This window comes from Xenorhabdus indica (assembly GCF_014467235.1).
Taxonomy (GTDB): domain Bacteria; phylum Pseudomonadota; class Gammaproteobacteria; order Enterobacterales; family Enterobacteriaceae; genus Xenorhabdus; species Xenorhabdus indica.
Map to the genome: position 1 here is coordinate 139,074 of NZ_NKHP01000002.1, position 25,385 is coordinate 164,458.

Here is a 25,385-nt window from a genome sequence, read left to right on the forward strand (position 1 = left end):
GTTGTATGATTACTTGCTGTCACCTTCAAGCTGGCGTTCCACAGATTTAAGCCGCTTATTCATTTCATTAATATTCATTACCAAAGCAGCTGTCTTACGCCAAACTTTATTCTGTTGTACTGGCATACCAGATGAATATACACCCGGCTCAGTAATAGGGCGTATCACCATGCTCATACCAGTCACAGTTACTTTATCACAGATTTCCATATGTCCGTTTATGACACTGGCTCCACCAATCATACAATAACGACCAATTTTCAGGCTCCCCGCCATAATGACACCACCCGCTATTGCAGTGTTATCACCAATTGTGACGTTGTGAGCAATTTGGCATTGGTTGTCAATGATAACACCATTACCGATAACAGTGTTATCCAGAGCACCACGATCTATAGTAGTACAGGAACCTATTTCAACACGATCACCAATCATTACCGTGCCTAACTGAGGGATTTTAATCCAATTACCGCGATCATTGGCATAACCAAAACCATCAGAGCCTATAACAGCTCCTGACTGAATGAGGCATTGTTCACCGATTTCAACATTATGGTACACAGAAACATTGGCCCAAAGGCGAGTTTCTGTACCAATACGCACATTTTTGCCAATAAAACAACCTGCACCAATGATAACGTTATCACCAAGCACAACACCTGATTCGATAACTGCATTTGCCCCAATTGCAACATTTCTGCCCAATGTTGCTTCTGGAGAAATCACTGCTGATGAATGGATATCCTGTGCGGGTCGTGGCGTCGTATCCATGATTTGCGCCATACGTGCATAGGCAAGATAAGGATTATCAACCACCAACGCTGGAATCTTACAATAAGGTAAATCGGCTTCGCGCAGCACAACAGCAGCAGCCTGACACTCTGCAAGTTTCTCGGTGTAACGGCTATCCGATAAAAATGTAATTTGTTCGCTATTTGCTGAATACATAGGGGCAATACCAGTGACGACGATATTGCCATCACCATGCAATTGCGCATTCAACTGCTGAGCAAGGTCAGCCAATCGAATCGAAACCATTTATTTATTTAACCTGCTTCAATACTTCTGAGGTAATATCTTTGCCAGATGCAGCATATACTGCAGTACTTGCATCAAGAACAAGGTCATAACCTTCTTTACCTGCAACCACTTTGACTGCATCCTGAATTCGGCCCAAGAGCTTGTTACGTTCTTCCATTTGACGACGACGGTTATCATTTTCAAAAGCCTGTGCTTTTTGTGCAAATTCATTACGTTTAGTCAGCACTTCCTTTTCTAATTTTTCGCGCTCACTTGCCTTCATGGTTGAACCATCACGCTGCAATTTTTGGAGCTGAGACTGCAAGTCGGATTCCATGCGCTGCAAATCAGATGCTCGGCCTTTAAATTCGTTTTCCAACTGTTTTGCAACAGCTTCATGAGCAGGCAGTTGTTGGAATATTTCACCAACATTCACGATAGCGATTTTTTCTGCCGCCTGAACACCAGCAGAAAAAGCTAATGCGATACCAAGGCTTGCTGCACACAGTACTTTCTTCACGATAAACTCCTTTGACTTACGCTATTGACATGTTGGGATATTTATAATCGCCTTATTTAATAATAAGGCGATTTTCCACCAAGAACGATTGATTTTTACCAGGTTCCACCAATATTAAACTGGAATTGCTCTGTTCTATCCCCTTTATAATCTTTGATTGGCTGAGCATAAGAGAACGTTAGAGGTCCCAATGGTGATAACCATTGCAACGCAATACCAGTAGAAACACGGACATTATTCGGTTTGCTGTAATCAGGTAAGCCAGCGTAATTGCTCCAGTTGGTATCCCATACTGTTCCTGCATCTACAAACAGAGACGTCCGCACAGAGTTAGAATATTTTGCATCCAGGAAAGGCGTCGGCGTAATCAGTTCGAAACTGGCAACTGCTGTTGCGTTACCACCTACTGCATCCTGGGACACTCCCCTGCTATCAACTTCAGGCAGACCATCTTTCCCTTTTTTGAAATAAACTGCTTTTGGACCAATATTATTGGGGCGGAAACCTCGAACACTAGTGGAACCACCAGCATAGAAGTTTTCATAGAATGGCATTTCCTTACCACCGAAACCGCTACCATAGCCCAGACGAGCACGTCCCATTATGACCCATGAATGATCATCATCAATAGGGTAATAACCCGCAGAGTTCAGAGTAACTTTATAGAATTGGTTATCTGAGCCAGGCACAGTGATTCTCGTATCTAACCCTGCTTTAAGCCCGGAAGTCGGGAAGAAACCACGGTCAAGGCTATTGTAATTCCAGCCAACTGTCAGCATAAAGTCATTGGCATCAAACTTGACCTTATCCGTAAAACCCGGATCTTTGTTCATTTTCTTCATGTAACGCCACATAGCCAACTGAGGACGTATATTAGACAATGAGTTATGAACATAGCCTAATCTGAAGAATAACGAGTTATTTTCATTCAGCGGAATACCAAAAGAACCATCTGTACCGTATGATTTGTTGGTATAGTTAGAAAGAGAGGCATCATCAGCACGAAAATCATTATAAAACAGTCGCCCCCCCAGACTCACACCGTTAACAGTGAAGTAAGGGTTCGTAAAGGACAAATCCGCCGACGTTGAGTAATCATTCTTGCTGGCATTGATCCCCACGGCATTACCTGTTCCTAGCCAGTTATCCTGCTGAACACCGATCTGGAAACTCATCCCACTTTCAGTACCGAAACCAATCCCAAAGTTCATGGAGCCTGTATTACGCTCTTTAACTTTATAAACCACATCAACCTGGTCAGGGCTGCCCGGTACACGTTCTGTTGCAACATCAACCGTTTCAAAATAGCCCAATCGATTGAGGCGTTCTTTTCCGTACTCAACCAGATCATTACCCAACCATGCCCCTTCCATCTGACGCATTTCACGGCGTAATACGGAGTCTTTACTGGTGTCATTACCAGTGAAACGTATGTTACGGACGTAGAAACGGTGACCTGCATCTACGTTGACATGGAGTTTCACAGTTTTGTCTGCATCATTGATTTCAGGTTGTGTCATGACACGAGGATAGGCGTAACCATAGCGGCCAAGAAGATATTTGATCGCCATTTCCATATGGGTTACCCCAGTTCCATTATACAATGAACCAGGTTTAATATTAGTCAGTTTCGTTATTTCAGATTGGTATCCTGCCAAATTACCATTTACATCAACACCTGAGATTTTATATTGATCCCCTTCCGTGATGTTAATAGTGATATAAATCCCTTTTTTATCGGGTGTCAGATTGACTTGAGTCGAATCAATGTTGAAACGAGCATAACCCCTGTCAAGATAGAAACTACGCAGTTTTTCAAGATCGCCTTCTAACTCCTGTTTTTGATATTTCTGATTAGCTGTCAGATTCCACCATGGAACATCGTCCCTGAGTTGGAAATTATCGAGCAATTCATTAGTAGAAAAGGTCTTATTGCCAACAATATTAATCTGCTGAATTTTGGCAGAAATACCTTCGGAAAAGACAAGTTTCAGATCGACACGATTACGGGGAAGGGGTGTGACAACGGCTTTTACTGTGGCACTGTATTTACCAACACTATAGTAGAAATCTTCCAGCCCCTTTTCGATATTTGACAGCATAGTGCGGTCAAGGGCTTCACCAACACGAACACGAGAGGCCTCAAGGTTTTTCTTGAGCATGTCATCTTTCACCGCTTTGTTACCGGAAAAAGTGATGCTGGCGATGGTTGGCCGTTCTTTTACCTGAACAACCAGTGAATTGCCATCACGCAAGACACGAACATCTTCAAAATTTCCAGTCGCGAACAAGGCGTGGATCGCGCGACTGATATCCCCGTCGCTGACTGTATCACCTACGCGAACAGGCATATTCAATAATGCTGCACCAACGGTGACACGTTGAAGACCCTCAAAATGAATGTCCCGAACTATGAATCCGTCTGAACCGTATGCAGTGGCGCTGCCGAACAGCAGCGACGCTATGAGCAACTTTTTCATCGCCATCGTTGTTATGCGTTTTCCTAACTGGTCTCCCACCTTAAAAGCGGGAGAAATCATTGAAAAGTGCAAGCCCCATTAATAACACCAGCAATATAGCACCAATGCGATAACTGAAGTCTTGTACACGCTCGGAGACCGGCCCTCCCTTGATTTTCTCGATAGCAAGGAAAAGCAGGTGTCCACCATCTAGTACAGGTAATGGGAACAAGTTAATGATCCCAAGATTGACGCTGATTAGCGCCAAAAACATCAAATAATACACCAAGCCAGAATCAGCCGATACACCAGCTCCCTTGGCTATGGAAATAGGGCCGCTAAGGTTATTGAGTTTTACATCTCCAACAATCAATTTGCCAATCATATTGACGGTCAGCTTCATCAATTGCCAGGTTTTATCCCCTGCCTCATAAAAAGCATAGAATGGCCCATATTGTTGAACTGTTTTGTATTCATCTGCCAGGGGAATGATTTTAAATTCGATACCAGCAAAACCTATTTCACGTCCATCGGAAAGCTTTTTAGCAGTTGGAGTCAATGATAAAGTGATCATGCTGCCAGCTCTCGCAACGTCTAATTTTAGAGAAATATTTGGATTTTTCCTGACATAAGATGCAAAACTGTGCCAAACATCTATATCCTGATCATTGACTTTAACGATCCTGTCCCCATTTTGTAAACCCGCTTTTTCGGCTGCCGAACCAGGATGGATTTTATCCACCTGAGAACTGGGATGTGGAATAACAGGCATAATTCCTAAAGATAGCAAGATATCCTGTTTGGATGGATCAAATGCCCAATGTCGCAAATCCAGTGTTTTTTGAATAGCATCAGAAGAGTCCATTGGTGCTACACTCACCTCAACGGAGGATTCACCAACTTGACTCACTAACGCCAGCCTTGCTGAGTTCCAATCAGGAGTTTCGATACCATCAACCGCTTTTAGTTCCATTCCGGGCAAAATATTTGCCTGCGCCGCTATAGAATCGGGTTTAATATCCAAAACCACTGGGCGTACCGAAGGCACACCAATCACAAAAACCAACCAATAAGCGACAACAGCCAGAATAAAGTTTGCGATTGGGCCTGCGCTGACAACTGCCGCACGCTGACCGATGGTCTTGTTGTTGAATGCCATATGACGACGTTCAGGAGCAACAGTTTCAACCCTTTCATCAAGCATTTTGACGTATCCGCCCAAAGGAATAAGGGCAATAACGTATTCGGTTCCCTGTTTATCTGTACGACGCCAAAGTGCTTTACCAAACCCAATGGAAAAACGCTCAACGTAAATACCACATCGTCTGGCCACCCAAAAGTGACCAAACTCATGCACTGTGATAAGCACACCCAATGCAACAATAAATGCAGCCAGATTCCAGAGAATATCCATTAATGTACCTTCAGAGACCAAAGCCAGAAGAAATTAACATTACCAGTCCTGCAAAAACAGGAACCGCCGCAGTCAAACTATCTACCCTATCCATCACACCTCCATGTCCTGGGATCAACTGACTGCTGTCTTTAATTCCTGATTCTCGCTTGAACATACTTTCGGTGAGGTCACCGAAAACAGATGCAATAACAACAACGGCGGAAATCAACAATAAGTTCTCAGGCATAACAGGCATTGGGGCAAATTTACTGAACAGCCATGATATAAACGCAGCAGTCAACAATCCACCAGCCAGCCCTTCAAGCGTTTTGCCCGGAGACACCTTAGGTGCCATTTTATGTTTACCTAATGTACGCCCGAAAATGTAAGCCCCCGAATCAGCGGCCCACACCAGTAACATCACATACAACAGCCACCACGCACCGTGATAAGTATTATTTTCATATCCTTGGGTACGCAACACCATCATTCCACAATAAAATGGCACAATTGTCAGAAAACCAAATGACATACGCAGTGTAACGGAGGATTTCCAAATAGAAGCTGAAGCAGGGTAAGCAATCACTAATAAAATAGCCGCAGCCCACCAGAGCATTCCTGCCCACAATAGATATACAATTTGTGGTTTTTCAATAAGGTGAGTAAGATCTGCCAAAGAGTATTGCAAGACCAGCAACCCCACAGTACACAACACTGCCAGAGTAACACGTTTAGTCTGTGTCAATAATCCGGCAAATTGCCCCCATTCCCATGCAGCAAGTGCTGAAACTGCAATAACAACCAACCCAAATCCTGAGGGGGGAAGTAAAAACAGAGCTGCAATAACAAGTGGAATTAATACTAACGTAGTTAAAAGACGGTACTTCAGCAAGTTCTCCTCCTATGATCCCACTTCGGCATCGTCTGGTGTTCCGCCAAATCGGCGTTCTCGTTTGGCAAAGGCATGAATAGCACCTTCAAAAGCTGTTTCATCAAAATCAGGCCAAAGTATATCGGTAAAATATAATTCTGCATAAGCGATCTGCCATAACAGGAAATTACTGATACGATGTTCACCTCCTGTCCTGATCACTAAATCAACTTCAGGCTGTTGACTCAAATTCATGAAACTACTGACTGTTGCTTCGGTAATTTCCTCAGGATGAAGCTGATTTACTCTGACTTTCTCAGCAATCTGCTTAACACTCTGAACCAAATCCCAACGGCCTCCATAATTGGCGGCGATATTAAGCTGCAATCCGGTATTGTCCGCCGTCAATTCCACTGAACGGCCGATACGTTCCTGTAACCGTGGGCTAAACCGACTGATATCACCAATAACAGATAATTTCACATTGTGCTTATGTAAGCTCTTCACTTCATTATCAAGGGCAAAAACAAACAGTTCCATCAATGAACTGACTTCTTGTTGTGGACGATTCCAGTTTTCACTACTGAAAGCATATAATGTCAGTGATTCGATATTATTCTTAACCGAAAAGCTCACAGCGCTTCGTACAGCTTTAATTCCAGCACGATGACCAAAAACTCTTAATTTCCCACGCTTTTTTGCCCAGCGACCATTACCATCCATAATGATAGCAACATGTCTGGGTAACGTTAGCGATGAGCCACAATCACTAGGCGATATCACTCAAACTAATCCTTAAATAACTAAGCTGACTTCTTGTGCTTCAAGAACTTTCACACATGAAAAAGCCGTGTTAATGATCACCACGGCTATTTCTGGCATAAACCCGAATGAAAGCCTTTATCTCTGATATACCCTTAATCTCTTAAGCTGTTTCTTTCGTTGTTGACTGTGCAACAACTCAGAATCTATTGGGTATATACGCCCACAAAAACGTATGCCAAATATCAAACTGGTTATTATAACAACTATGATTTACCTGCGAACTATATCATTTGACCAAACGCAAACAAACATATACTTATCAGCAAAATTCGCTATTTAGCAAAGGCTTTGATTTCCTCTTTCGCTAAAGTTCTCGCTATATTATCGATTTCTAAGACCTCTTCGATGCTTTGAGGTTCAGATAAATTTAATTTTTCAACTACCTGCCGATTCACCATAGCAATATCAGTAAAACAAATTCTATTCTGTAAAAAAGCACTAACGGTTTCTTCATTAGCTGCATTCAATGCTGTTGTTGCAGCCTGTCCTTCATGACATGCATCAATTGCCAATTTAAGGCATGGGTAGCGGCGATAGTCCAACACTTCAAAAGTGAGTGTACTGAGTTCAGTAAAATCCAGTGGTTTCGCACCGGATATAATGCGATTAGGATAGGCCATGCCATAAGCTATCGGAGTACACATATCCTGTGTTCCCAATTGCGCAATGATACTGCCATCATGGTAACGAACCATTGAGTGGATCACTGATTGCGGATGCAACAGTACTTCCATTTCATCAGCAGAAGCATTAAACAGATTACGGGCTTCAATATATTCCAACCCTTTATTCATCATTGTTGCAGAGTCAACGGAAATTTTACGCCCCATTGACCAGATGGGGTGAGCACAGGCCTCATCAGGTGTGACATAGGGTAATTTATCCAAGGAGGTTTTGCGGAATGGCCCACCGGAGCCCGTCAAAATAATGCTGGAGATACCATGATCTTTTAAATTTGCAGTGCCGAGGTTATGTTGCACTGATTCAGGCAAACTTTGGAAAATAGCATTATGTTCGCTATCAATTGGCAATAATTGCGCTTTATATTGGCTAACCGCCTCCATAAACAGGCGGCCACTAGTAATAAGAGATTCTTTGTTAGCGAGTAGAACTTGCTTACCCTTGCGAATCGCGGCCAGTGTTGGCAATAATCCAGCGACACCAACAATAGCAGACATGACTTGATCGACATCTTCCAGTGCTGCTAAATCACAAATGGCATCTTTTCCAGACAGGACTTCGATTTGGCTGCCTTGTTCCTGCAATAAACTCCGCAATTTTGTTGCTGAATTTTCATCTGCCATTGCGGCATATAGAGGCCGAAACTCCAGACATTGTTGTGCCATGAGTTCGCTATTTTTCCCGGCAATAAGTGCCACAACTCGGAATTTGTCTGGGTTATTTCTGACAACTGAGAGTGTACTTTTCCCGACGGACCCCGTTGAACCGAGGATAGTTAAGCGTTTCATTTTTATACTCTAAGTATTCTACTAACATAAAATCGCAATAGTTTGATCTGTCCTGATCGCCATGTCCATTGCTTGAGAAAGAAATGTGATACGAAATGGAAAATATTAATAATATTTAAATAATAAGATCAACGCCGCAGGGCTGCGGCGTTGATTCGAGAAGTGGCAATTAGAAATCCATCAACTCAGCTTCTTTATTTGCCAACGCTTCATCAATCTTTTTGATGAAACTATCAGTCAGTTTCTGAATGTCGTCCTGTGAACGACGTTCTTCATCTTCACTAATTTCTTTATCTTTCAGCAGTGCTTTAACCTTATCGTTAGCATCACGGCGTATATTACGAATGGACACACGGCCTTGTTCTGCATCACCACGAACGACCTTGATCAAATCCTTACGACGCTCTTCAGTCAGTGGTGGCAGAGGGACGCGAATGATAGTTCCAGCGGAAGATGGGTTTAACCCCAGATCAGAAGCCATAATCGCTTTTTCAACAGCTGCGGTCATAGAACGATCAAATACCGTGATCGCTAAAGTACGTGCATCTTCGGCAACAACGTTCGCGATCTGACGCAATGGCGTTGCCGCGCCGTAATATTCAACGCTGATACCATCCAACAGGCTAGGAGAAGCACGGCCAGTACGCACCTTGCTGATTTGGTTTTTCAGTGCTTCGACGCTTTTTTCCATGCGGTCTTGTGCGTCTTTTTTGATTTCATTAATCACGTTATAAACCCTTGGGAGCTGGTTATGTTCTAGACCATAAATATTAACATGATATTCTATGGCCCTGTGTCATTAAATTCGGCACATCAGGACACTGATCATACCGTCAAATTTCACCAATGTCTCTGAATACGGGAAGTGATAAATCCGATCGTGATAAATCAGCCGTGAGAAATCAACGTACCTTCACTTTCCCCCATGACAACACGACGAAGTGCGCCTGGTTTGTTCATATTAAAAACACGAATTGGCAGGTTATGGTCACGGGCCAGCGTAAAGGCGGCAAGATCCATGACTTTCAATTCACGCTCCAAGACTTCCTGATAAGCCAGCTTATTATAGAGAACCGCTTCAGGATCTTTTGTAGGATCAGCAGAATAGACCCCGTCAACTTTGGTTGCTTTTAACACAACATCCGCTTCAATTTCAATGCCACGCAAGCAAGCCGCGGAATCTGTCGTAAAGAACGGGTTGCCAGTACCTGCCGAGAAAATAACAACACGACCGTGACGCAGTAAGCTGATAGCTTCAGCCCAACTATAGTTGTCACATACGCCATTCAGCGGGATAGCGGACATCAAACGGGCGTTCACATAGGCGCGATGTAAGGCATCACGCATCGCCAGACCGTTCATCACAGTCGCCAACATGCCCATGTGATCGCCGACTACACGGTTCATTCCTGCTTCAGCCAACCCGGCTCCACGAAACAGGTTACCTCCGCCAATAACGACACCGACCTGAATACCCAACTCAACCAGTTCTTTGATTTCCTGAGCCATGCGGTCTAAGACGCTGGCATCGATACCAAAACCTTCTGCGCCTTGCAGGGCTTCTCCACTGAGCTTAAGCAGGATTCTCTGATATACGGGTTTTGCATTGGTTGCCATGGTGTTCAGTCCTAAGCAGATAAAGATTATTGGGGATTACTACGGTTTATTCAATGACTACACATCCACGCTATGCAGCCAGATGTAAAATTCATCTTTAAATAAAACAGAACCGCCAATCGGCGGCTCCGTTTAAACAATTAAGACTGTTTGCTCATTGCAGCAACTTCTGCTGCGAAATCAGCTTCAACTTTCTCAATGCCTTCGCCCACTTCGAAGCGAATAAAGTCGATAACTTTAGCATTGTTTTCTTTCAGCAGAGCACCAACAGTTTTGCTTGGGTCCATCACGAAGTTCTGACCAGTCAGAGAGATTTCGCCGGTGAATTTGTTCATACGGCCAGAAACCATTTTCTCTGCGATTTCGCGTGGCTTGCCAGACTGCATTGCGATGTCTAGCTGGATCTGATGCTCACGCTCAACAACGTCAGCAGGAACGTCAGTTGGGTTTACATATTCTGGTTTGCTTGCAGCAACGTGCATTGCGATGTGTTTGATCAGCTCTTCGTTTGCGCCTTCAGCAGCAACCAGAACGCCGATACGAGCACCGTGCAGGTAAGAACCTACCGCTTCACCTTCCAGAATAGCAACGCGACGGATGTTGATATTTTCACCGATTTTCGCGACCAGAGTAGTGCGCTGTTCTTCGAATTTAGCTTTCAGTGCATCAATGTCAGCGTTTTTATCAGCCATAACAGAAGCAATCACTTCTTTACCGAATGCCAGGAAGCCTGAATCTTTAGCAACGAAGTCGGTTTCACAGTTCAGTTCAACGATACCTGCGAATTTAGCATCAGATGAAACTTCAACCAGGATAACGCCTTCAGCCGCAACACGGCCTGCTTTTTTAGCTGCTTTTGCCTGACCTGATTTACGCATGTTATCGATAGCCAACTCGATATCACCATTTGCTTCAACCAGTGCTTTTTTACATTCCATCATGCCTGCGCCAGTACGCTCACGCAGTTCTTTTACCAGAGCAGCGGTAATGTCAGCCATTTGTTTTATTCCTCGATGTGTCTCGCGGGAAGATAAGATTCCGCGGGGAAAGTTATCAGATAATAGTTCTATATCAGATAAGTAAAGGGGGCCATAACAGGCCCCCTAACCAATATATTTCAATACCTGGTCAATAAGGGGCTCAAGAACGAGCATGCCTTATTATTCAGCGTCTACAAGACCTTCTTCAGCCTGAACAGCCAGATCTTGTGAACGGCCTTCACGAACAGCAGTAGCCGCAGCGTTCAAGTACAGTTTTACTGCACGGATTGCATCGTCGTTACCAGGGATGATGAAATCAACACCGTCTGGATCAGAGTTAGTATCAACAACAGCAAATACTGGGATACCCAGGTTGTTTGCTTCTTTGATAGCAATGTGTTCGTGTTCAGCATCGATAACAAACAGAGCATCAGGCAGGCCGCCCATGTCTTTGATACCGCCCAGGCTGTTTTCCAGCTTGCCAAGTTCACGAGAACGCATCAGCGCTTCTTTCTTGGTCAGCTTGTCAAAAGTACCGTCCTGAGATTGAACTTCCAGATCTTTCAGACGCTTGATTGACTGACGAACAGTTTTCCAGTTGGTCAGCATACCACCTAACCAACGGTGGTTAACAAAGTATTGGTCACAGCTCAGTGCTGCTTCTTTTACTGCTTCGCTTGCAGCACGCTTGGTGCCAACAAACAGAATCTTGCCTTTACGGGAAGCAATTTTGTTCAATTCTGCCAAAGCACCATTGAACATTGGAACAGTTTTTTCCAGGTTGATGATATGAACTTTGTTACGAGCACCAAAGATGAAGGGTTTCATTTTTGGGTTCCAGTAACGAGTCTGGTGACCGAAGTGAACGCCCGCTTGCAGCATATCGCGCATGGAAACAGTTGCCATTTTAGACCTCTATAAAGTTAATTGGGGTTATGCCTCCACAGATCCCATGACACCGACTCTTTAACTGTGTGCTATTCATACCATATGAAAGATATTCATACGAATTAGCCACATGAGAGCACCCCGGTGTATGTGCCGATCCGTGTGTGTTATTTACACAAATGAGTTTATTCAGCATTTCTGTAATATTACTTCTGCTATAGGAAACAATTACACAGAATACCGGCGCGCTTTATACCATAAACCGCCCCCATACACCAACATTTGTTACAGCTTTCTGCTAGTCTTGGCGATCAGCAGTTATTGTTAGATATACAGTGGGCTGATACCATTACCATCATCATTTCTTCCTTAATTAATATCAAAGAATCGGTAACTCCCCGATTCTGATGGACTGATTTCATGGCTATTACTATCAAAACAGACGAAGATATTCAGAAAATGCGCGTTGCCGGGCGTCTGGCGGCCGAGGTTCTGGAGATGATCGAACCGCACGTTAAGGCTGGCGTAACCACGGGTGAACTTGATCGCATTTGCCACGAATACATCACGAATAAACAGCAGGCCATTTCTGCCTGTCTGGGTTATCACGGTTTTCCTAAATCCGTCTGTATCTCTGTCAATGACGTGGTTTGCCACGGTATTCCAAGCGATGACAAGGTACTGAAAGAAGGCGATATCGTTAACATTGATGTGACTGTGATTAAAAATGAATTTCACGGCGATACCTCTAAAATGTTTATTGTCGGTACACCCACTATTCAGGGCGAACGCCTGTGCCGTATCACTCAGGAGAGCCTGTACCTTGCTCTGAGAATGGTTAAACCGGGTATCCGTCTGCGCAGCATCGGCAAAGCCATTCAGCAATACGTGGAAAATCACAATTACTCTGTAGTTCGCGAATATTGTGGTCACGGTATTGGCAGGGGTTTCCATGAAGAACCTCACGTGCTTCATTACGATGCTGATGACGGTGGCGTTATTCTGCAAAAAGGCATGGCCTTCACTATTGAACCTATGGTTAATACCGGCGATTTTCGTATCCGTACCATGAAAGATGGCTGGACAGTCAAAACTAAAGATCGTGGCTGGTCTGCGCAATATGAACATACCATTGTCGTTACCGACAATGGTTGTGAAATCATGACATGGCGCAAAGAAGAAGAGCCACATATTTCAGCCAAATTGGTTAATATATAACCATAACTACGCAAATAAGCAAAACCAGACTTTAAAAGCCCAATATCGAATTGGGCTTAAATAACTCATCGATTCAAAACGTCAATCTTCCTTAAATATAATATGGCCGCTTTCTCTTCATGGAAATATCAAAGAGCATAATCTATATGCCTAGCCAAGTATCTTACGGTTTAATAGATTAATTGAGTTACATAAAGTTAAATTTTAATTCATTCACAAAAGAACTTCACTCTATTTTTCCACATTATCTATAATATGTTTGTTGTATTTATTGGCTATATATTTTTCTATCTCCATTATATTTTCTCAAGAGAATTAAAATATGATACCTCATCAGATTGAGAGTTTTTTCTTCCCAAATTCTTACTGAATCTTCATACCAATTCGGTGTATCAAAAAATAATTGAGAAAAAACTAATTTCACATAGGAATCTTAAAAAACAAAAATCTAATTCTCTTCTTAAGAAGATATAACCCTAATTTAAAATAGTATGAATTTTTACATATTTTGCGTATTTATTGTGACGATGAGATTGACGGTTTTTTCAGATATAAACTGATTGAATGTTTAATTGGACGTGGGGCATCTGAATAATGATATTCTTGACCACACATTGAATATTTTATATGAGTCTGGTATTTCATAAAATTATCAGGTGATTGCTGAATAGCATATTGATAAATGCAGCCCTTGTACATAAACTGTCCCCATCAAGGCTTCATCATCGACCACTAACACCTGTTCATCCCACAGTTTTCTTATCATAGGTTTCTGAATATGCCAGTTGATATTGCTTTTGCGCACGCCCCCATTCCTCCTCTGTCTCCGGTGGAATTTTCCCATGATGACCTTCGGTGTCCCGCGCTGAAACAACATATTGATGAGTTTCAATTGTGGCTTGAGCAAGCATTCAAAGCTGGCATTTCCCCGACAGCATTGATTTATACCCGCAGTGATTATATTGACAGACTTCTGGTACGGTTATGGCAGCAACAAGGGTTTGATCAGATAGATTCACTTTCCCTGATTGCGGTCGGTGGTTATGGCCGACGGGAGTTGCACCCTCTTTCTGATATTGACCTTCTGGTTCTGAGCGAACATCCACTGACTGAAGAACAATCAACCCGTATCGGGCAATTTATTACGCTGCTCTGGGATATTCACCTGGAAGTCGGCCACAGTGTCAGAACATTCGAAGAGTGCATTGAAAAAGGACTTGCTGATCTGACAATCGCCACAAATCTGATCGAATCCCGTTTAATTTGTGGTGACTTACCGCTGTTCCTGCGCTTGCAGAAGCAAGTTTTCAGTGATGATTTCTGGCCATCAGCCCAATTTTTTGCTGCCAAACTGACCGAACAGAAAAAACGTCATCAACGCTATCACAGCACCAGCTACAATCTGGAACCCGATATCAAAAGTAGCCCTGGGGGATTGCGTGATATTCATACTTTACTTTGGGTTGCTCATCGCCATTTCGGGGCAACATCTTTAGATGAAATGGTCGATTTTGGCTTTCTGACCCGCGAGGAGCGTAATGAATTAAACGAATGCCAGAATTTTCTCTGGCATATCCGTTTTGCTCTCCATCTGGCTGTTACCCGTTATGACAATCGGCTGCTGTTTGAGCGTCAGTTTAGCGTAGCCCGGCTACTCGGTTATGAAGGCGAACGCAATCAACCCGTCGAGCAGATGATGAAGGATTTCTACCGCATGACACGTCGTGTCACTGAGCTGAATGAGATGCTACTGCAACTCTTTGATGAAGCCATTCTGACACTACAGCCTGACGAAAAGCCACGCGCTCTGAATGATGCATTTCAGCTACGGGGAGAACTTATTGATGTTATTGATGACACACTGTTTAGCCGTGAGCCTGCCTCAATTCTGAAAATGTTTTATCACATGGCTGTTCATCAGGAGATCACTGGGATCTACTCCACGACATTGCGCCAACTTCGCTATGCCCGCAGAAATCTCAGTCAGCCTTTGTGTAAGCTGCCTGAGGCCCGAAAAATGTTTATGGAGATCCTGCGCCATCCTCATGCGGTCAAAAGCGCTTTGCTTCCAATGCATCGCCATAGTGTTTTAAGCGCCTATACGCCACTTTGGAATAATATTGTCGGTCAAATGCAGTTTGACTTGTTCCATGCTTATACCGTTGACGAACATACTATCCGGGTATTGCAGAAGCTGGAAAGCTTTGCTGATGAAAATAACCGCATGCTCCACCCCGTATGTGTCGAACTTTATCCTCGTATTCCACAACCTGAATTGTTGCGACTGGCTGCTTTTTTCCATGATATCGCCAAAGGACGTAACGGCGATCACTCCGCACTGGGTGCCAAAGATGCGTTCACCTTTGCCATACAACACGGGCTGACAAATCGTGAAGCAGAATTAATAGAGTGGCTCGTTCACTATCATTTACTGATGTCAGTCACTGCACAACGTCGGGACATCCAAGATCCCGAAGTCATCCAGCAATTCGCCTGTCAGGTCAAAAATCAAAATCGCCTGAATTATTTGCTCTGCCTGACCGTTGCAGACATCTGCGCCACAAATACCAAACTATGGAATAATTGGAAACAGAGCCTGCTGCGTGAACTCTACTTTGCTACCGAAACTCAGTTACTCAAGGGAGTACAAAATACACCTGATTTACGTGATCATATCCGTCACAACCGCTTGCAGGCACTGGCTCTGCTGCGACAGGAGAATATTGACGAACAAAAGCTACACTCTATTTGGAGTCGCTGCCATGCAGATTATTTTTTGCGTCATACACCGGATCAATTAGCCTGGCACGCCAGCTATCTGGTTAACCATCAATCACCGGAACCAATGGTATTAATCAGTACTTCATTTTCTCATGGCGGAACGGAAATTTTCATCTGGTGTCAGGATCGGCCTTCTCTTTTCGCTGCTGTTGTTGGAGAGTTAGATCGACGCAACTTAAGCGTCCATAATGCCCAGATCTTTACCAATCGGGATGAAATGGCGATGGATACCTTTGTCATATTGGATCCGAATGATCACTCACTGGCACCAGATCGTCATGACCCCATTCGCCGGGCTTTACTCAAAGCCATTAATGCACCTCATCCCAAAGCCCCTAAGACACGTAATTTACCCGCTAAGTTACGTCATTTTGATGTTCCGCCTAACGTGAATTTTTTACCGACACAAAATCCCCGCCGTAGTTACATGGAACTGGTTGCGTTGGATCAACCAGGGCTGTTGGCACGGGTTGGCAGTATTTTCGCTGAATTAGGGGTTTCCCTGCATGGTGCCCGCATCACAACCATCGGTGAGCGCGTGGAAGATCTTTTTGTACTGGCGGACAAAGATCACCAGGCACTGGATAAAAAAATCAGAGAGGAATTATCAGAAAGGTTGACAGAAGCCCTTAACACCAAGGATAAAGTATAACCTTAACTAACCAATATTTGACTAAATATGAGGGACCCCATACCAATGCAGCAATTACAATCCATGACCGAATTAATGGCCATTATTGAAAATGCATTTGAAAACCGTGCCGATATCTCACCTGCAACTGTTAACGAAGCAACTCGTAACGCCGTCAATCAAGTGATTCAAATGCTGGACAGCGGTGAACTACGTGTCGCTGAAAAAATCGCAGGTGAATGGTTCACACATCAATGGCTGAAAAAAGCAGTATTGCTCTCTTTCCGTATTAATAACAACCAAGTTATGGAAGGAGCTGAAAGCCGCTATTTTGACAAAGTGCCTATGAAATTTGCTGATTATGATCAGGCTCGTTTCGAAAAAGAAGGTTTCCGTGTCGTGCCTCCTGCGGCAGTCCGTCAGGGAGCATATATTGCACGTAATACAGTGTTAATGCCATCTTACGTCAACCTCGGTGCCTATGTGGATGAAGGTACAATGGTAGACACTTGGGCAACTGTCGGCTCCTGTGCCCAAATCGGTAAAAACGTTCATTTGTCTGGTGGCGTTGGTATTGGTGGTGTTCTGGAACCATTGCAAGCCAACCCAACCATTATTGAAGACAACTGCTTTATCGGGGCCCGTTCTGAAATCGTAGAAGGGGTTATCGTGGAAGAAGGTTCCGTGATCTCAATGGGTGTTTACATCGGTCAAAGCACCAAGATCTATGATCGTGAAACTGGCGAAATCCACTACGGCCGTGTACCCGCAGGATCTGTCGTCGTATCCGGCAACTTACCTTCCAAAGATGGCAGCTACAGTCTGTATTGCGCTGTTATTGTGAAGAAAGTGGATGCTAAAACTCGCGGCAAGGTTGGCATTAATGAATTGCTACGCACAATAGACTGATTCTTTTAATAGCAGATAAAAAATTTGCTGTTTTTTTGATATCTTCCATTTCATTTAGGTGACTAGGTGACACGCTATGTACGATAACTTGAAGAGTTTGGGGATCACACATCCTGAAGATATTGATCGCTATAGCCTCCGTCAGGAAGCGAATAACGACATTCTTAAGATTTATTTTCGTAAGGATAAGGGCGAATTTTTTGCCAAAAGCGTTAAATTCAAATACCCACGCCAACTGAAAACGGTATCTGACAATAATTCAGGGCAAGGTTACAAAGAAGTCAAAGAGATCAACACTAATCTGCGTTATGTGCTTGAAGAGTTGGATCAAATCTGTAAACATGATCAGTCAGAAGTGGATTTGAAACACAAAATTCTGGATGACTTACGTCACCTTGAGCATGTTGTTGCCAATAAGATTGCAGAAATCGAAGCGGATTTGGAAAAATTGACTCGTAAGTAACGATATCAGCCGTGTCATACACCGCTTATTCCTCTTCGTAAATTGACCTGATCAAAATAAAGGGTATAAGCGGTGTGACAGAAATCCTATAGCAGGGTTCCCCACTCCTCAACCCAATCCTGGGCAAAGACTTCCGGCTCGACCACTTCAGCGGCATCGATCAGCAAAACCTCTCCGATCCGTTTAGCGCCCTGTTCTTGTAACAGTTCATCAAAGGCATGACCGCCTCCGCAAAATGTATCATAACTACTGTCACCCAATGCAATTAGGCCATAACGTAAATCAGGCTGATAGCCCAATTTATCACTCAACTCGGTATAAAGCAGTTGAATATTATCAGGCAGATCACCTTGTCCGGTCGTTGATGTCACCACCAGAACAACCTGCCGCAAATACACTTGCCATTGTTCCAGAGTCGCATCTTCAAAGACCTCGATCTCATGTCCTTGCTGTTCAAGAACTTGCTGCGCTTCTTCCGCAACCGCTAGCGCATTACCATAAACTGTACCAACGAAAATACCAATCTTTGCCATAGATATGATCTCTTTAATGTTTGATACTGCTTTTATTCGTGAGGGGTTGGCCCCTTTATGTTTCAAGCTGCTATTTTTTGGCTACAACTCGAAAGTTATCGGGCGTGGACATTCCAATTCTGGCACAATACCTTGCCAGCCAAATTGCTCAAGCAAATGCTGCCACGGTGAATCCCATCGGGCAGCCAACAACAAGTTTTCTCCTGTCACCGGATGCTGAAACTGAAGATGGCTTGCATGCAGCATTAATCTGCCCGTTTGATAATATTTAGCAACTCCTCGATTTTGGCGCAAATCCCCGTGTGTAGTATCCCCGATGATGGGATGACGGATATGCGCCATATGCCGCCGCAACTGATGCTTACGGCCAGTTTTGGGCTTCAGTTCCAACAAGCTAAACCGTGATGTCGGATAACGCCCAATTTCAACCGGACATTCAACTTTCGCTAATACACGGTAATGAGTAATGGCTGATTGTGCTTCCCTATCCGTATCAGCGAACTTATCCGCAATTTTATCCAATTCTTCCATTAATGCGTAGTCAATAATATCTTCGCCTTCGACATAACCACGCACAACAGCATGATAGGTTTTTTGCATCTGCTGGTATTCGAATTGTTGAGAAAGTGTTCTTGCCACTTCGCTTGACAGCCCCATCAACAAAACGCCCGATGTCGGTCTATCCAACCGATGAACAGGAAAAACATGCTGCCCAAGTTGATCACGTAATGTCTGCATGACAAACACGGTTTCATGACGAGCCAACCAACTACGATGAACCAACCAGCCCGCAGGTTTATTCACAGCAACAATATGTTCATCCTGATAAATAATCTCCAGCATATTAACTATTCCGTGTCGCTATTCTGGGTAAAATGTCCCTGTACAAACAGCTTGTCCAATTCGCGCAGGTGCTCAAGCAACGGCAAATAATGTTTTGTTTCTTCCTTATAGACCTCTTCAAAATAAGGAGCGATAACAAACGCCGTCGGTAGACAAGCTTTCTGTTCAATCAGAGCGCACATTCTCGGAATAAGCACCCACTGGAGCCACTCTTCAGCAGCCATAGTATCAATTGAAAAAGGTTCTGTGCTCTCGAACGCTTCTGCTTTAGGAGGATAGCTCTGCCATAAACCAACGGTTTTCATAGTGGCTTCAATAAGCTGTAATTTATGTAGAATTTGTTTCTCGATACTCATGGTTTTTATCTTATCTTAGTTGTGCTGATGACTGATGTTCTGATGACAGAAGTTGCCATCACGTCATTAGACCGTAAGAATACCATTGTTCGATTTCAGCGGAAAATTTGTGACAAGATAAAGTGTCACAAAATAAGAGGGGAGACAAAATCTCCCCCTCTTATTTGATTTGTCATAGCAGTCCTGCTAAATTGATCGCTTCCTGCTCATTCCCTGATAAAATACGTCCCTGTCAGTTATTCCTTAAAAGATCATTATACTGGTAATATTCGGCAAACCTGCCTATACCTTTTCGTCCCTGAGCCACCTTCCTGATGGTTCGATTCCTTAATGATTTTTTTGCTATGATTCCAAACGGAACAACAAAAGGATCTATTATTCGGTAGGTTGAAACAAGCTATCTGAATCGGCAGAAGAACTACATTGTAAGAAAGATATCGTGATAATAATTTGCATATTATTGATATAAAATAAAAATAATATTTATCAAAGATATTCATTATATGATTATGAGATATATCTTACATTCCACGTAAGATATATCTCACAAAAGATTAAACCGATATCTGCATCTACAAAACTGTCACAGGACTGATAGTAGAAAGAAAGGTCGCTAAATCAGCAGATAAGATGGTTCGTTCATGGCTGCCAAACTGTTCAAGTATCACCTGTCCTGTCAGATTACATACAGAAACCAGTTGCATCTCTGTATCCGTTGTTCCGATAAATGCCGTAGGTGGAAGTTTCAGCCGTTTCTGCGTCACAAGATGACCTATCAGATTTTCCTGCAATCGGATGAAATCATCTTCACTCCATACCTGAATCAAATTGAGAAATTGCCCCTCAAAATTGACAGTCATATCACCAGCAAACTGCGTGACATAGTAATCATGGATTGAGTCTTGCAAACGGATCTCCAGCGCATTTTCTACCTTACTGAGTTTTTCCCGGACAGAAAACGGTTTGGGGAACCAGTGCACTACACTATCTCCCGTCCGTTCGATACAAGGTGAAGGTACACCATACAGCTCGCTGCTGGCGGGCGGTAATCCTGTTTCTTTCTGCCACAGTTCAACATAGCGTTTGGTAAAGTCAGAAAGTGCCTCTGTTACTTTGAAGGTCATATGATTATTTCTTCCATTTTTCAGTCCAATATTACTGTTTTACTTATTCCTATACGTTTTTCAACGAAATAACAACTATACCCAATAGATTTCTGGCGGCATCACGTCCATAAAGTAATAGTATGAAAAATGATACTATTTATAGTTACAAAGAGAATTAATTCCCTTCAAGTAACCTATCTTTTGCACTCGATTTAGATTTATTGGGAATAGTCAATAAAAAACGTCTGCAAGCAATAAAATAAACATGATATTAATATAAAAAATAACATCACAGTATATTCATATTAAAAACATGAAATTAGAATGGTGATCTTATTTAGATAAAATAGGTCAATAACATGATGAATACAGAAAATAAAAAAGATCGTGAACTACATAAAGAATATACTGACATTAAGGAAAAACACAGTTTAATTAATTTCCCTAAAAATATAAAACTAACGTATCGCCGTTTTACCAATTGGTCAGAAGAAATTCATGCAGAGAATATTCCATGCTGTATACCTGATTCTGACAAAGATGTTATTTCTGTCGTCAATTGGGCCTGGAAACAAAATTATAAACTGAGAGTTGTGGGTGAATCACATAACTGGTCTCCCCTGATCATTCCACCGAAGGATCAAAATAACAACCGCATTATACTCATCGATCTCACACAACATTTTACACAAATAAGTATTAAGCACCTTCCTCAATATTCAATTGTTACCGCGCAAACTGGCGTATTGATGGAGACACTTACAACAAAAATGGAAGAACAAGAAATAGGCTTTACAGCTATCCCTGCACCAGGTGATTTAACATTGGGGGGAGTACTGGCGATAGGAGGCCATGGAACAGGGATAAAAGCACTTAATGAAAAATCGCAGCCAGGTCACAGTTATGGTTCACTCAGCAACGCTATACTGTCTTTGTCTGCTGTAGTGTGGGATGAAAAAAAGGCACAATATGTCATTAAGCGTTTTAAACGAAATGATCCGAATTGTGCGCCTCTTCTTGTTCACTTAGGGTGTTCTCTGATTTTAAATGTCGAGCTTCAGGCAGGAAAAAACCAACGTTTTCGGTGTGAAAGTATTATTAATATTCCGGCAGCAGAATTATTTGCTCCCGTACAAGACGCAAAAAATAAAAGAACTTTCAGCCACTTCCTTGATAAAAGTGGCCGTGCTGAAGCCATTTTATTTCCATTTACAATTCATCCTTGGTTAAAGGTATGGAGTGTTTCACCTGAAAAACCTCTTTCCAGCGTTCAGGTTACACAACCGTACAATTATCCATTTTCCGATAATATTCCCATTCAGCTATCTGATTTAATCAAAAATCTAACCCATAACCTCCCAAATATCACGCCGGCATTTGGGGCAGGCCAATATTTTATCATGGCCAGTTATTTTTTAACTGGGGGAGCCGACCTCTGGGGTTGGAGCAAAAACTTATTACTCTATGTCAAGCCGACTACATTACGTGTTACTGCAAATGGTTACGCAATATTAACCCGTCGAGATAATATTCAGAAAGTCCTCAACCTTTTTTACTCACAATGGAAGACGTTGATAAAAGAATATGAGAGACATGGAAAATATCCTGTCAACGGGCCAATCGAGATCCGGGTTTCAGGACTGGATACGCCTTCTGAGGTAGTACAAAAAGATGCTGTTGTGCCAAGTTTATCTGCGATCCGCCCACGCCAGGATCATCCAGAATGGGATGTTGCTATTTGGTTTGATGTTTTAACCCTGCCGGGAACGAAATATGCCGCTGATTTTTATAACAGACTTGAACAATGGTTGTTTCAGGAGTTTGACGGTTCTTACGCATCTATTCGTGTCGAATGGAGTAAAGGCTGGGCATACAGCAAAAATGCAGCATGGGATGACGAAGATGTATTAACCAAGAAAATTCCTGCTTCGTTTACTGATGGATTACCCACTGATACTCACTGGCATTCAACTGTCAACACATTAAAAAAATTTGACCCCTATGGTTTGTTCAGATCACCATTGTTAGAAAAGTTACTTTCCGATAAATAAAAAATTATATTTAGTCAAGTAACATTAAATGTTATAGCTATATTCTTTTCGTTGTTCAAGTTGTGGACTTTGTTCTGCAACTTGCGTGATACAAGAAATTTCTCCAGCTAAATAAAATTAAACATCTGTAGTAATAACAAAATGATAAAGTAACAATATACAATTATTTCCAATGTATGAAATGGTTAATTATATGTATAACGATATGAATTAAATTGTTTTAATTATCGGGCAATGAGGGATAAAAAATAAATTTGTTCCTATTATAAACAGATTATTTAAATTTTTTGCTGAATTTGTGATAAATGTCACTGACAGATATATATAATAAACTACCTTAACGACCATAATTTATATTATTAAAATATTTAGATTTAGCTAGCAATCTAACGTTCCAGATAACTTAGGTGAAATTGTGTTTACTGACCAACAAAAAATAATGATACCCCCAAATAAAATAAAATTGAATCATTAATAATAGGCTGTAATATATCTCGCTGTAAATGTTTACATTATGTTGCTTTTTCTCTGTTTCATGTTCCAGTTGATGAACATTTTTTTAGAAGGTAATAATGAATAACAAAATGACAGAAGCCATTAAATCGATATTTAATGGGCTACCTGATATCCCGCATGAAACCTATTTTCAAGAAGGTTTTTTCAGGGATCCTGCGAGAACAATTAATACAGATGACAGGTATTTTTTATCCCCTGCTGATGGGTTCGTTATTTATAGCGGAATAATAAACCCGGATGAGGCGATTACCGAAGTAAAAGGGAAAAAATACAGCATTCAGGATATTATCAGAGATAAACATTATGATAAGCGTTCACTTGTCATTGGTATCTTTATGACATGCTATGACGTACATATTAATAGAGTTCCCTATGATGGCATCCTTAGTTACTCGGAACATGAACCTCTAGAAACAAACAATCTACCAATGATTGATGTAGAGAATAATATTTTTTATAAAGAGAATATTGAGTTAGTTTATGACGATTATTTATCTCTGAATCAGCGAGTCGTCAATAAAGTCTATTCCCCTGGCATTAATAGAGAATACTATATGGTTCAGGTTGGTGATTATGATGTTGATACAATCACACCATTCCATATACAGCAACATAAGCCAGTATATCAGGGGGATAGATTCTCAATGATTCGGTATGGCTCACAAGTTGACTTAGTCATCCCTGTTACTGATGATGATGAATTAACCTCATTAGTGACTGAAAAAGAACATGTCACGGGTGGCATGACTAAGTTAGTCAGAATCAATGACAACTCTCTATAAATAAACTCTCTATAAACGAATAATATAAACTAGATTTGAGGTTTTAAGATGTTAAAGAATTCTCCCAATATCATTTCTGATTTAAAAATGCCAGCCTTTTTATTGGCTCCTCCATTTTCATTAAATACCAACGTAAGAAATAATATTTGGATGGAGGAACTTGATGAATCCGCTATTACTGTTAACAGTAATGTCGCATTAAGACAGTTTTATAAGCTGTACAGCTTTATGTCATCACAATCATTGGTTTATTTACTGCCATCTGACACTCATCAAGAGCTGCAAGATCAAGTATACGTTGCCAACTTGGGAATTATTGTTGGTGACGAAGATCCAACCGCAATAGTTGCCAATTTTGCATCAGAAATCAGAAGATCAGAAACACCTATTGGGGTGCGTTTCTTTGAATCATTAGGCTATAAAACTGAAGTTGCGCCTTACTTTTTTGAGGGTGAAGCTGAGTTAAAATATCTGCATGACAATGTATTGGTCGGCGGTTATGGCATCAGAAGTGACATCAGAACTTTCGACTGGATGGAAGAGAAATTCGGTCTTAATATCGTGAAAGTTGAAGAAAGAGATCCTTATCTTTACCACCTGGATTGCAGTATCTTCTCTCTGGATAAAGAAAATACTCTCGTATATACCGATGGGTTCAGCAGTGACGAACTGAAAGAACTGGAAAAAGTTACTAACATTATCAGCATCAGTAAAGATATCGCTTACAGTGGTATCTGTAACTCTGTCAGAGTTAATCAGTATGTTCTCTGTTCATCCAATATCAACGACCTGAAAGCAGGTACGGAGGATTATATCTATGAAATGAACAAAAACCATGAATTGGAAAAAATCTGTTCCAAACTGGCATTAACGCCAAAACTATTCAACTTATCTGAATATATGAAGAGCGGCGCGCTACTTTCCTGCATGGTTATGCATTTAAATAGATATTCTCACAAAATACAGGTAATATAATATTGTGATAAACAAAGCGATAATATTGATCACATCGTTTTCACTCATAGTTATTGAGTTAATTACAATATAAATAGTATCTTTGGTTTATATTATGCTCGTGCTTATTGGGTTCTTAATCCATTATAGATGGCACCATGATGATTTTTAAAACCGCCTGTATTTTATAGGATATA

General features: G+C 42.0%; 22 protein-coding genes. 7 read left to right on the forward strand and 15 right to left on the reverse strand.

Annotated features, from left to right (window positions below; translation table 11 throughout):
• Nucleotides 1-9: 9 nt before the first annotated feature.
• The 11 genes from lpxD to rpsB form a co-directional block, all read right to left on the reverse strand.
• Nucleotides 10-1,038: a UDP-3-O-(3-hydroxymyristoyl)glucosamine N-acyltransferase gene (gene lpxD, locus Xind_RS02290; RefSeq protein WP_047679450.1), complete on the reverse strand. Its 1,029-nt coding sequence runs from the start codon at nt 1,036-1,038 to the stop codon at nt 10-12.
• A 4-nt stretch (nt 1,039-1,042) separates the two neighbouring features.
• Nucleotides 1,043-1,540, reverse strand: coding sequence for a molecular chaperone Skp (gene skp, locus Xind_RS02295; RefSeq protein ID WP_047679449.1), 498 nt, complete (start codon nt 1,538-1,540; stop codon nt 1,043-1,045).
• Nucleotides 1,541-1,635: 95 nt separating this feature from the next.
• Nucleotides 1,636-4,026: an outer membrane protein assembly factor BamA gene (gene bamA, locus Xind_RS02300; RefSeq protein ID WP_187649454.1), complete on the reverse strand. Its 2,391-nt coding sequence runs from the start codon at nt 4,024-4,026 to the stop codon at nt 1,636-1,638.
• A gap of 34 nt (nt 4,027-4,060) precedes the next feature.
• The gene (gene rseP, locus Xind_RS02305; protein ID WP_047679447.1) at nt 4,061-5,413 is read right to left on the reverse strand and encodes a sigma E protease regulator RseP; all 1,353 of its coding nucleotides are present in this window, start codon (nt 5,411-5,413) and stop codon (nt 4,061-4,063) included.
• A gap of 10 nt (nt 5,414-5,423) precedes the next feature.
• Nucleotides 5,424-6,287, reverse strand: a complete 864-nt coding sequence (gene cdsA, locus Xind_RS02310; protein WP_047679446.1) for a phosphatidate cytidylyltransferase — start codon at nt 6,285-6,287, stop codon at nt 5,424-5,426.
• 9 nt (nt 6,288-6,296) lie between these two features.
• Nucleotides 6,297-6,989 carry a polyprenyl diphosphate synthase gene (gene uppS / locus Xind_RS02315; RefSeq protein ID WP_222941703.1) on the reverse strand — a complete coding sequence of 231 codons (693 nt, stop codon included), beginning with the start codon at nt 6,987-6,989 and terminating at the stop codon, nt 6,297-6,299.
• Between the two features lie 374 nt (nt 6,990-7,363).
• The gene (gene ispC / locus Xind_RS02320; RefSeq protein WP_187649387.1) at nt 7,364-8,560 is read right to left on the reverse strand and encodes a 1-deoxy-D-xylulose-5-phosphate reductoisomerase; all 1,197 of its coding nucleotides are present in this window, start codon (nt 8,558-8,560) and stop codon (nt 7,364-7,366) included.
• Nucleotides 8,561-8,729: 169 nt separating this feature from the next.
• The gene (gene frr, locus Xind_RS02325) at nt 8,730-9,287 is read right to left on the reverse strand and encodes a ribosome recycling factor (RefSeq protein WP_047679441.1); all 558 of its coding nucleotides are present in this window, start codon (nt 9,285-9,287) and stop codon (nt 8,730-8,732) included.
• A 161-nt stretch (nt 9,288-9,448) separates the two neighbouring features.
• Entirely contained in the window at nt 9,449-10,177 is a 729-nt protein-coding gene (gene pyrH / locus Xind_RS02330) for a UMP kinase (RefSeq protein ID WP_047679439.1), read from the reverse strand.
• A 140-nt stretch (nt 10,178-10,317) separates the two neighbouring features.
• The gene (gene tsf / locus Xind_RS02335) at nt 10,318-11,175 is read right to left on the reverse strand and encodes a translation elongation factor Ts (protein WP_047679437.1); all 858 of its coding nucleotides are present in this window, start codon (nt 11,173-11,175) and stop codon (nt 10,318-10,320) included.
• A gap of 162 nt (nt 11,176-11,337) precedes the next feature.
• Nucleotides 11,338-12,063: a 30S ribosomal protein S2 gene (rpsB, locus tag Xind_RS02340; protein WP_047679435.1), complete on the reverse strand. Its 726-nt coding sequence runs from the start codon at nt 12,061-12,063 to the stop codon at nt 11,338-11,340.
• A gap of 402 nt (nt 12,064-12,465) precedes the next feature.
• Between rpsB and map the strand changes: the two genes are divergently transcribed.
• From map to Xind_RS02360, 4 genes are all read left to right on the forward strand, one after another.
• Nucleotides 12,466-13,263, forward strand: a complete 798-nt coding sequence (gene map, locus Xind_RS02345) for a type I methionyl aminopeptidase (RefSeq protein ID WP_047679433.1) — start codon at nt 12,466-12,468, stop codon at nt 13,261-13,263.
• A 778-nt stretch (nt 13,264-14,041) separates the two neighbouring features.
• A complete protein-coding gene (gene glnD / locus Xind_RS02350) occupies nt 14,042-16,696 on the forward strand; it encodes a bifunctional uridylyltransferase/uridylyl-removing protein GlnD (protein ID WP_187649388.1) in 2,655 nt (884 codons plus the stop codon).
• A 63-nt stretch (nt 16,697-16,759) separates the two neighbouring features.
• On the forward strand, nt 16,760-17,584 hold the full coding sequence (gene dapD / locus Xind_RS02355; protein ID WP_420856059.1) for a 2,3,4,5-tetrahydropyridine-2,6-dicarboxylate N-succinyltransferase: 825 nt from the start codon (nt 16,760-16,762) through the stop codon (nt 17,582-17,584).
• Between the two features lie 76 nt (nt 17,585-17,660).
• A complete protein-coding gene (locus tag Xind_RS02360) occupies nt 17,661-18,047 on the forward strand; it encodes a DUF3461 family protein (protein ID WP_047679425.1) in 387 nt (128 codons plus the stop codon).
• Nucleotides 18,048-18,133: 86 nt separating this feature from the next.
• Here the strand turns inward: Xind_RS02360 and Xind_RS02365 are convergent, their stop codons facing one another.
• The 4 genes from Xind_RS02365 to syd form a co-directional block, all read right to left on the reverse strand.
• Nucleotides 18,134-18,580 (reverse strand): flavodoxin, encoded by a 447-nt coding sequence (locus Xind_RS02365; RefSeq protein WP_047679423.1) that lies wholly within the window; start codon nt 18,578-18,580, stop codon nt 18,134-18,136.
• Nucleotides 18,581-18,661: 81 nt separating this feature from the next.
• Nucleotides 18,662-19,423 (reverse strand): tRNA pseudouridine(65) synthase TruC, encoded by a 762-nt coding sequence (truC, locus tag Xind_RS02370; protein ID WP_047679421.1) that lies wholly within the window; start codon nt 19,421-19,423, stop codon nt 18,662-18,664.
• Between the two features lie 5 nt (nt 19,424-19,428).
• Complete coding sequence (locus tag Xind_RS02375) at nt 19,429-19,779, reverse strand: YqcC family protein (protein WP_047679419.1); 351 nt, start codon at nt 19,777-19,779, stop codon at nt 19,429-19,431.
• 572 nt (nt 19,780-20,351) lie between these two features.
• Nucleotides 20,352-20,903: a SecY-interacting protein gene (gene syd, locus Xind_RS02380; RefSeq protein WP_187649390.1), complete on the reverse strand. Its 552-nt coding sequence runs from the start codon at nt 20,901-20,903 to the stop codon at nt 20,352-20,354.
• A 341-nt stretch (nt 20,904-21,244) separates the two neighbouring features.
• Here syd and Xind_RS02385 point away from each other — a divergent pair, with 341 nt between their 5' ends.
• The 3 genes from Xind_RS02385 (at nt 21,245) to Xind_RS02395 (ending at nt 25,209) form a co-directional block, all read left to right on the forward strand.
• Nucleotides 21,245-22,936 carry a cholesterol oxidase substrate-binding domain-containing protein gene (locus Xind_RS02385; RefSeq protein ID WP_187649391.1) on the forward strand — a complete coding sequence of 564 codons (1,692 nt, stop codon included), beginning with the start codon at nt 21,245-21,247 and terminating at the stop codon, nt 22,934-22,936.
• 572 nt (nt 22,937-23,508) lie between these two features.
• On the forward strand, nt 23,509-24,234 hold the full coding sequence (locus tag Xind_RS02390) for a phosphatidylserine decarboxylase (RefSeq protein WP_052189396.1): 726 nt from the start codon (nt 23,509-23,511) through the stop codon (nt 24,232-24,234).
• Nucleotides 24,235-24,282: 48 nt separating this feature from the next.
• A complete protein-coding gene (locus Xind_RS02395; RefSeq protein ID WP_047679406.1) occupies nt 24,283-25,209 on the forward strand; it encodes a dimethylarginine dimethylaminohydrolase family protein in 927 nt (308 codons plus the stop codon).
• Nucleotides 25,210-25,385: the final 176 nt, after the last annotated feature.

What these genes read in the sequence shown, in the direction of transcription:
- uppS (WP_222941703.1), bottom strand. Translation starts at nt 6,989, where the DNA reads ATGGATGGTAATGGTCGCTGGGCAAAAAAGCGTGGGAAATTAAGAGTT.
- pyrH (WP_047679439.1), bottom strand. Translation starts at nt 10,177, where the DNA reads ATGGCAACCAATGCAAAACCCGTATATCAGAGAATCCTGCTTAAGCTC.
- map (WP_047679433.1), top strand. Translation starts at nt 12,466, where the DNA reads ATGGCTATTACTATCAAAACAGACGAAGATATTCAGAAAATGCGCGTT.
- bamA (WP_187649454.1), bottom strand. Translation starts at nt 4,026, where the DNA reads ATGGCGATGAAAAAGTTGCTCATAGCGTCGCTGCTGTTCGGCAGCGCC.
- lpxD (WP_047679450.1), bottom strand. Translation starts at nt 1,038, where the DNA reads ATGGTTTCGATTCGATTGGCTGACCTTGCTCAGCAGTTGAATGCGCAA.
- tsf (WP_047679437.1), bottom strand. Translation starts at nt 11,175, where the DNA reads ATGGCTGACATTACCGCTGCTCTGGTAAAAGAACTGCGTGAGCGTACT.
- Xind_RS02395 (WP_047679406.1), top strand. Translation starts at nt 24,283, where the DNA reads ATGTTAAAGAATTCTCCCAATATCATTTCTGATTTAAAAATGCCAGCC.
- rpsB (WP_047679435.1), bottom strand. Translation starts at nt 12,063, where the DNA reads ATGGCAACTGTTTCCATGCGCGATATGCTGCAAGCGGGCGTTCACTTC.
- Xind_RS02375 (WP_047679419.1), bottom strand. Translation starts at nt 19,779, where the DNA reads ATGAGTATCGAGAAACAAATTCTACATAAATTACAGCTTATTGAAGCC.
- dapD (WP_420856059.1), top strand. Translation starts at nt 16,760, where the DNA reads ATGACCGAATTAATGGCCATTATTGAAAATGCATTTGAAAACCGTGCC.
- rseP (WP_047679447.1), bottom strand. Translation starts at nt 5,413, where the DNA reads ATGGATATTCTCTGGAATCTGGCTGCATTTATTGTTGCATTGGGTGTG.
- Xind_RS02360 (WP_047679425.1), top strand. Translation starts at nt 17,661, where the DNA reads ATGTACGATAACTTGAAGAGTTTGGGGATCACACATCCTGAAGATATT.
- glnD (WP_187649388.1), top strand. Translation starts at nt 14,042, where the DNA reads ATGCCAGTTGATATTGCTTTTGCGCACGCCCCCATTCCTCCTCTGTCT.
- Xind_RS02385 (WP_187649391.1), top strand. Translation starts at nt 21,245, where the DNA reads ATGATGAATACAGAAAATAAAAAAGATCGTGAACTACATAAAGAATAT.
- syd (WP_187649390.1), bottom strand. Translation starts at nt 20,903, where the DNA reads ATGACCTTCAAAGTAACAGAGGCACTTTCTGACTTTACCAAACGCTAT.
- Xind_RS02390 (WP_052189396.1), top strand. Translation starts at nt 23,509, where the DNA reads ATGAATAACAAAATGACAGAAGCCATTAAATCGATATTTAATGGGCTA.
- ispC (WP_187649387.1), bottom strand. Translation starts at nt 8,560, where the DNA reads ATGAAACGCTTAACTATCCTCGGTTCAACGGGGTCCGTCGGGAAAAGT.
- truC (WP_047679421.1), bottom strand. Translation starts at nt 19,423, where the DNA reads ATGCTGGAGATTATTTATCAGGATGAACATATTGTTGCTGTGAATAAA.
- Xind_RS02365 (WP_047679423.1), bottom strand. Translation starts at nt 18,580, where the DNA reads ATGGCAAAGATTGGTATTTTCGTTGGTACAGTTTATGGTAATGCGCTA.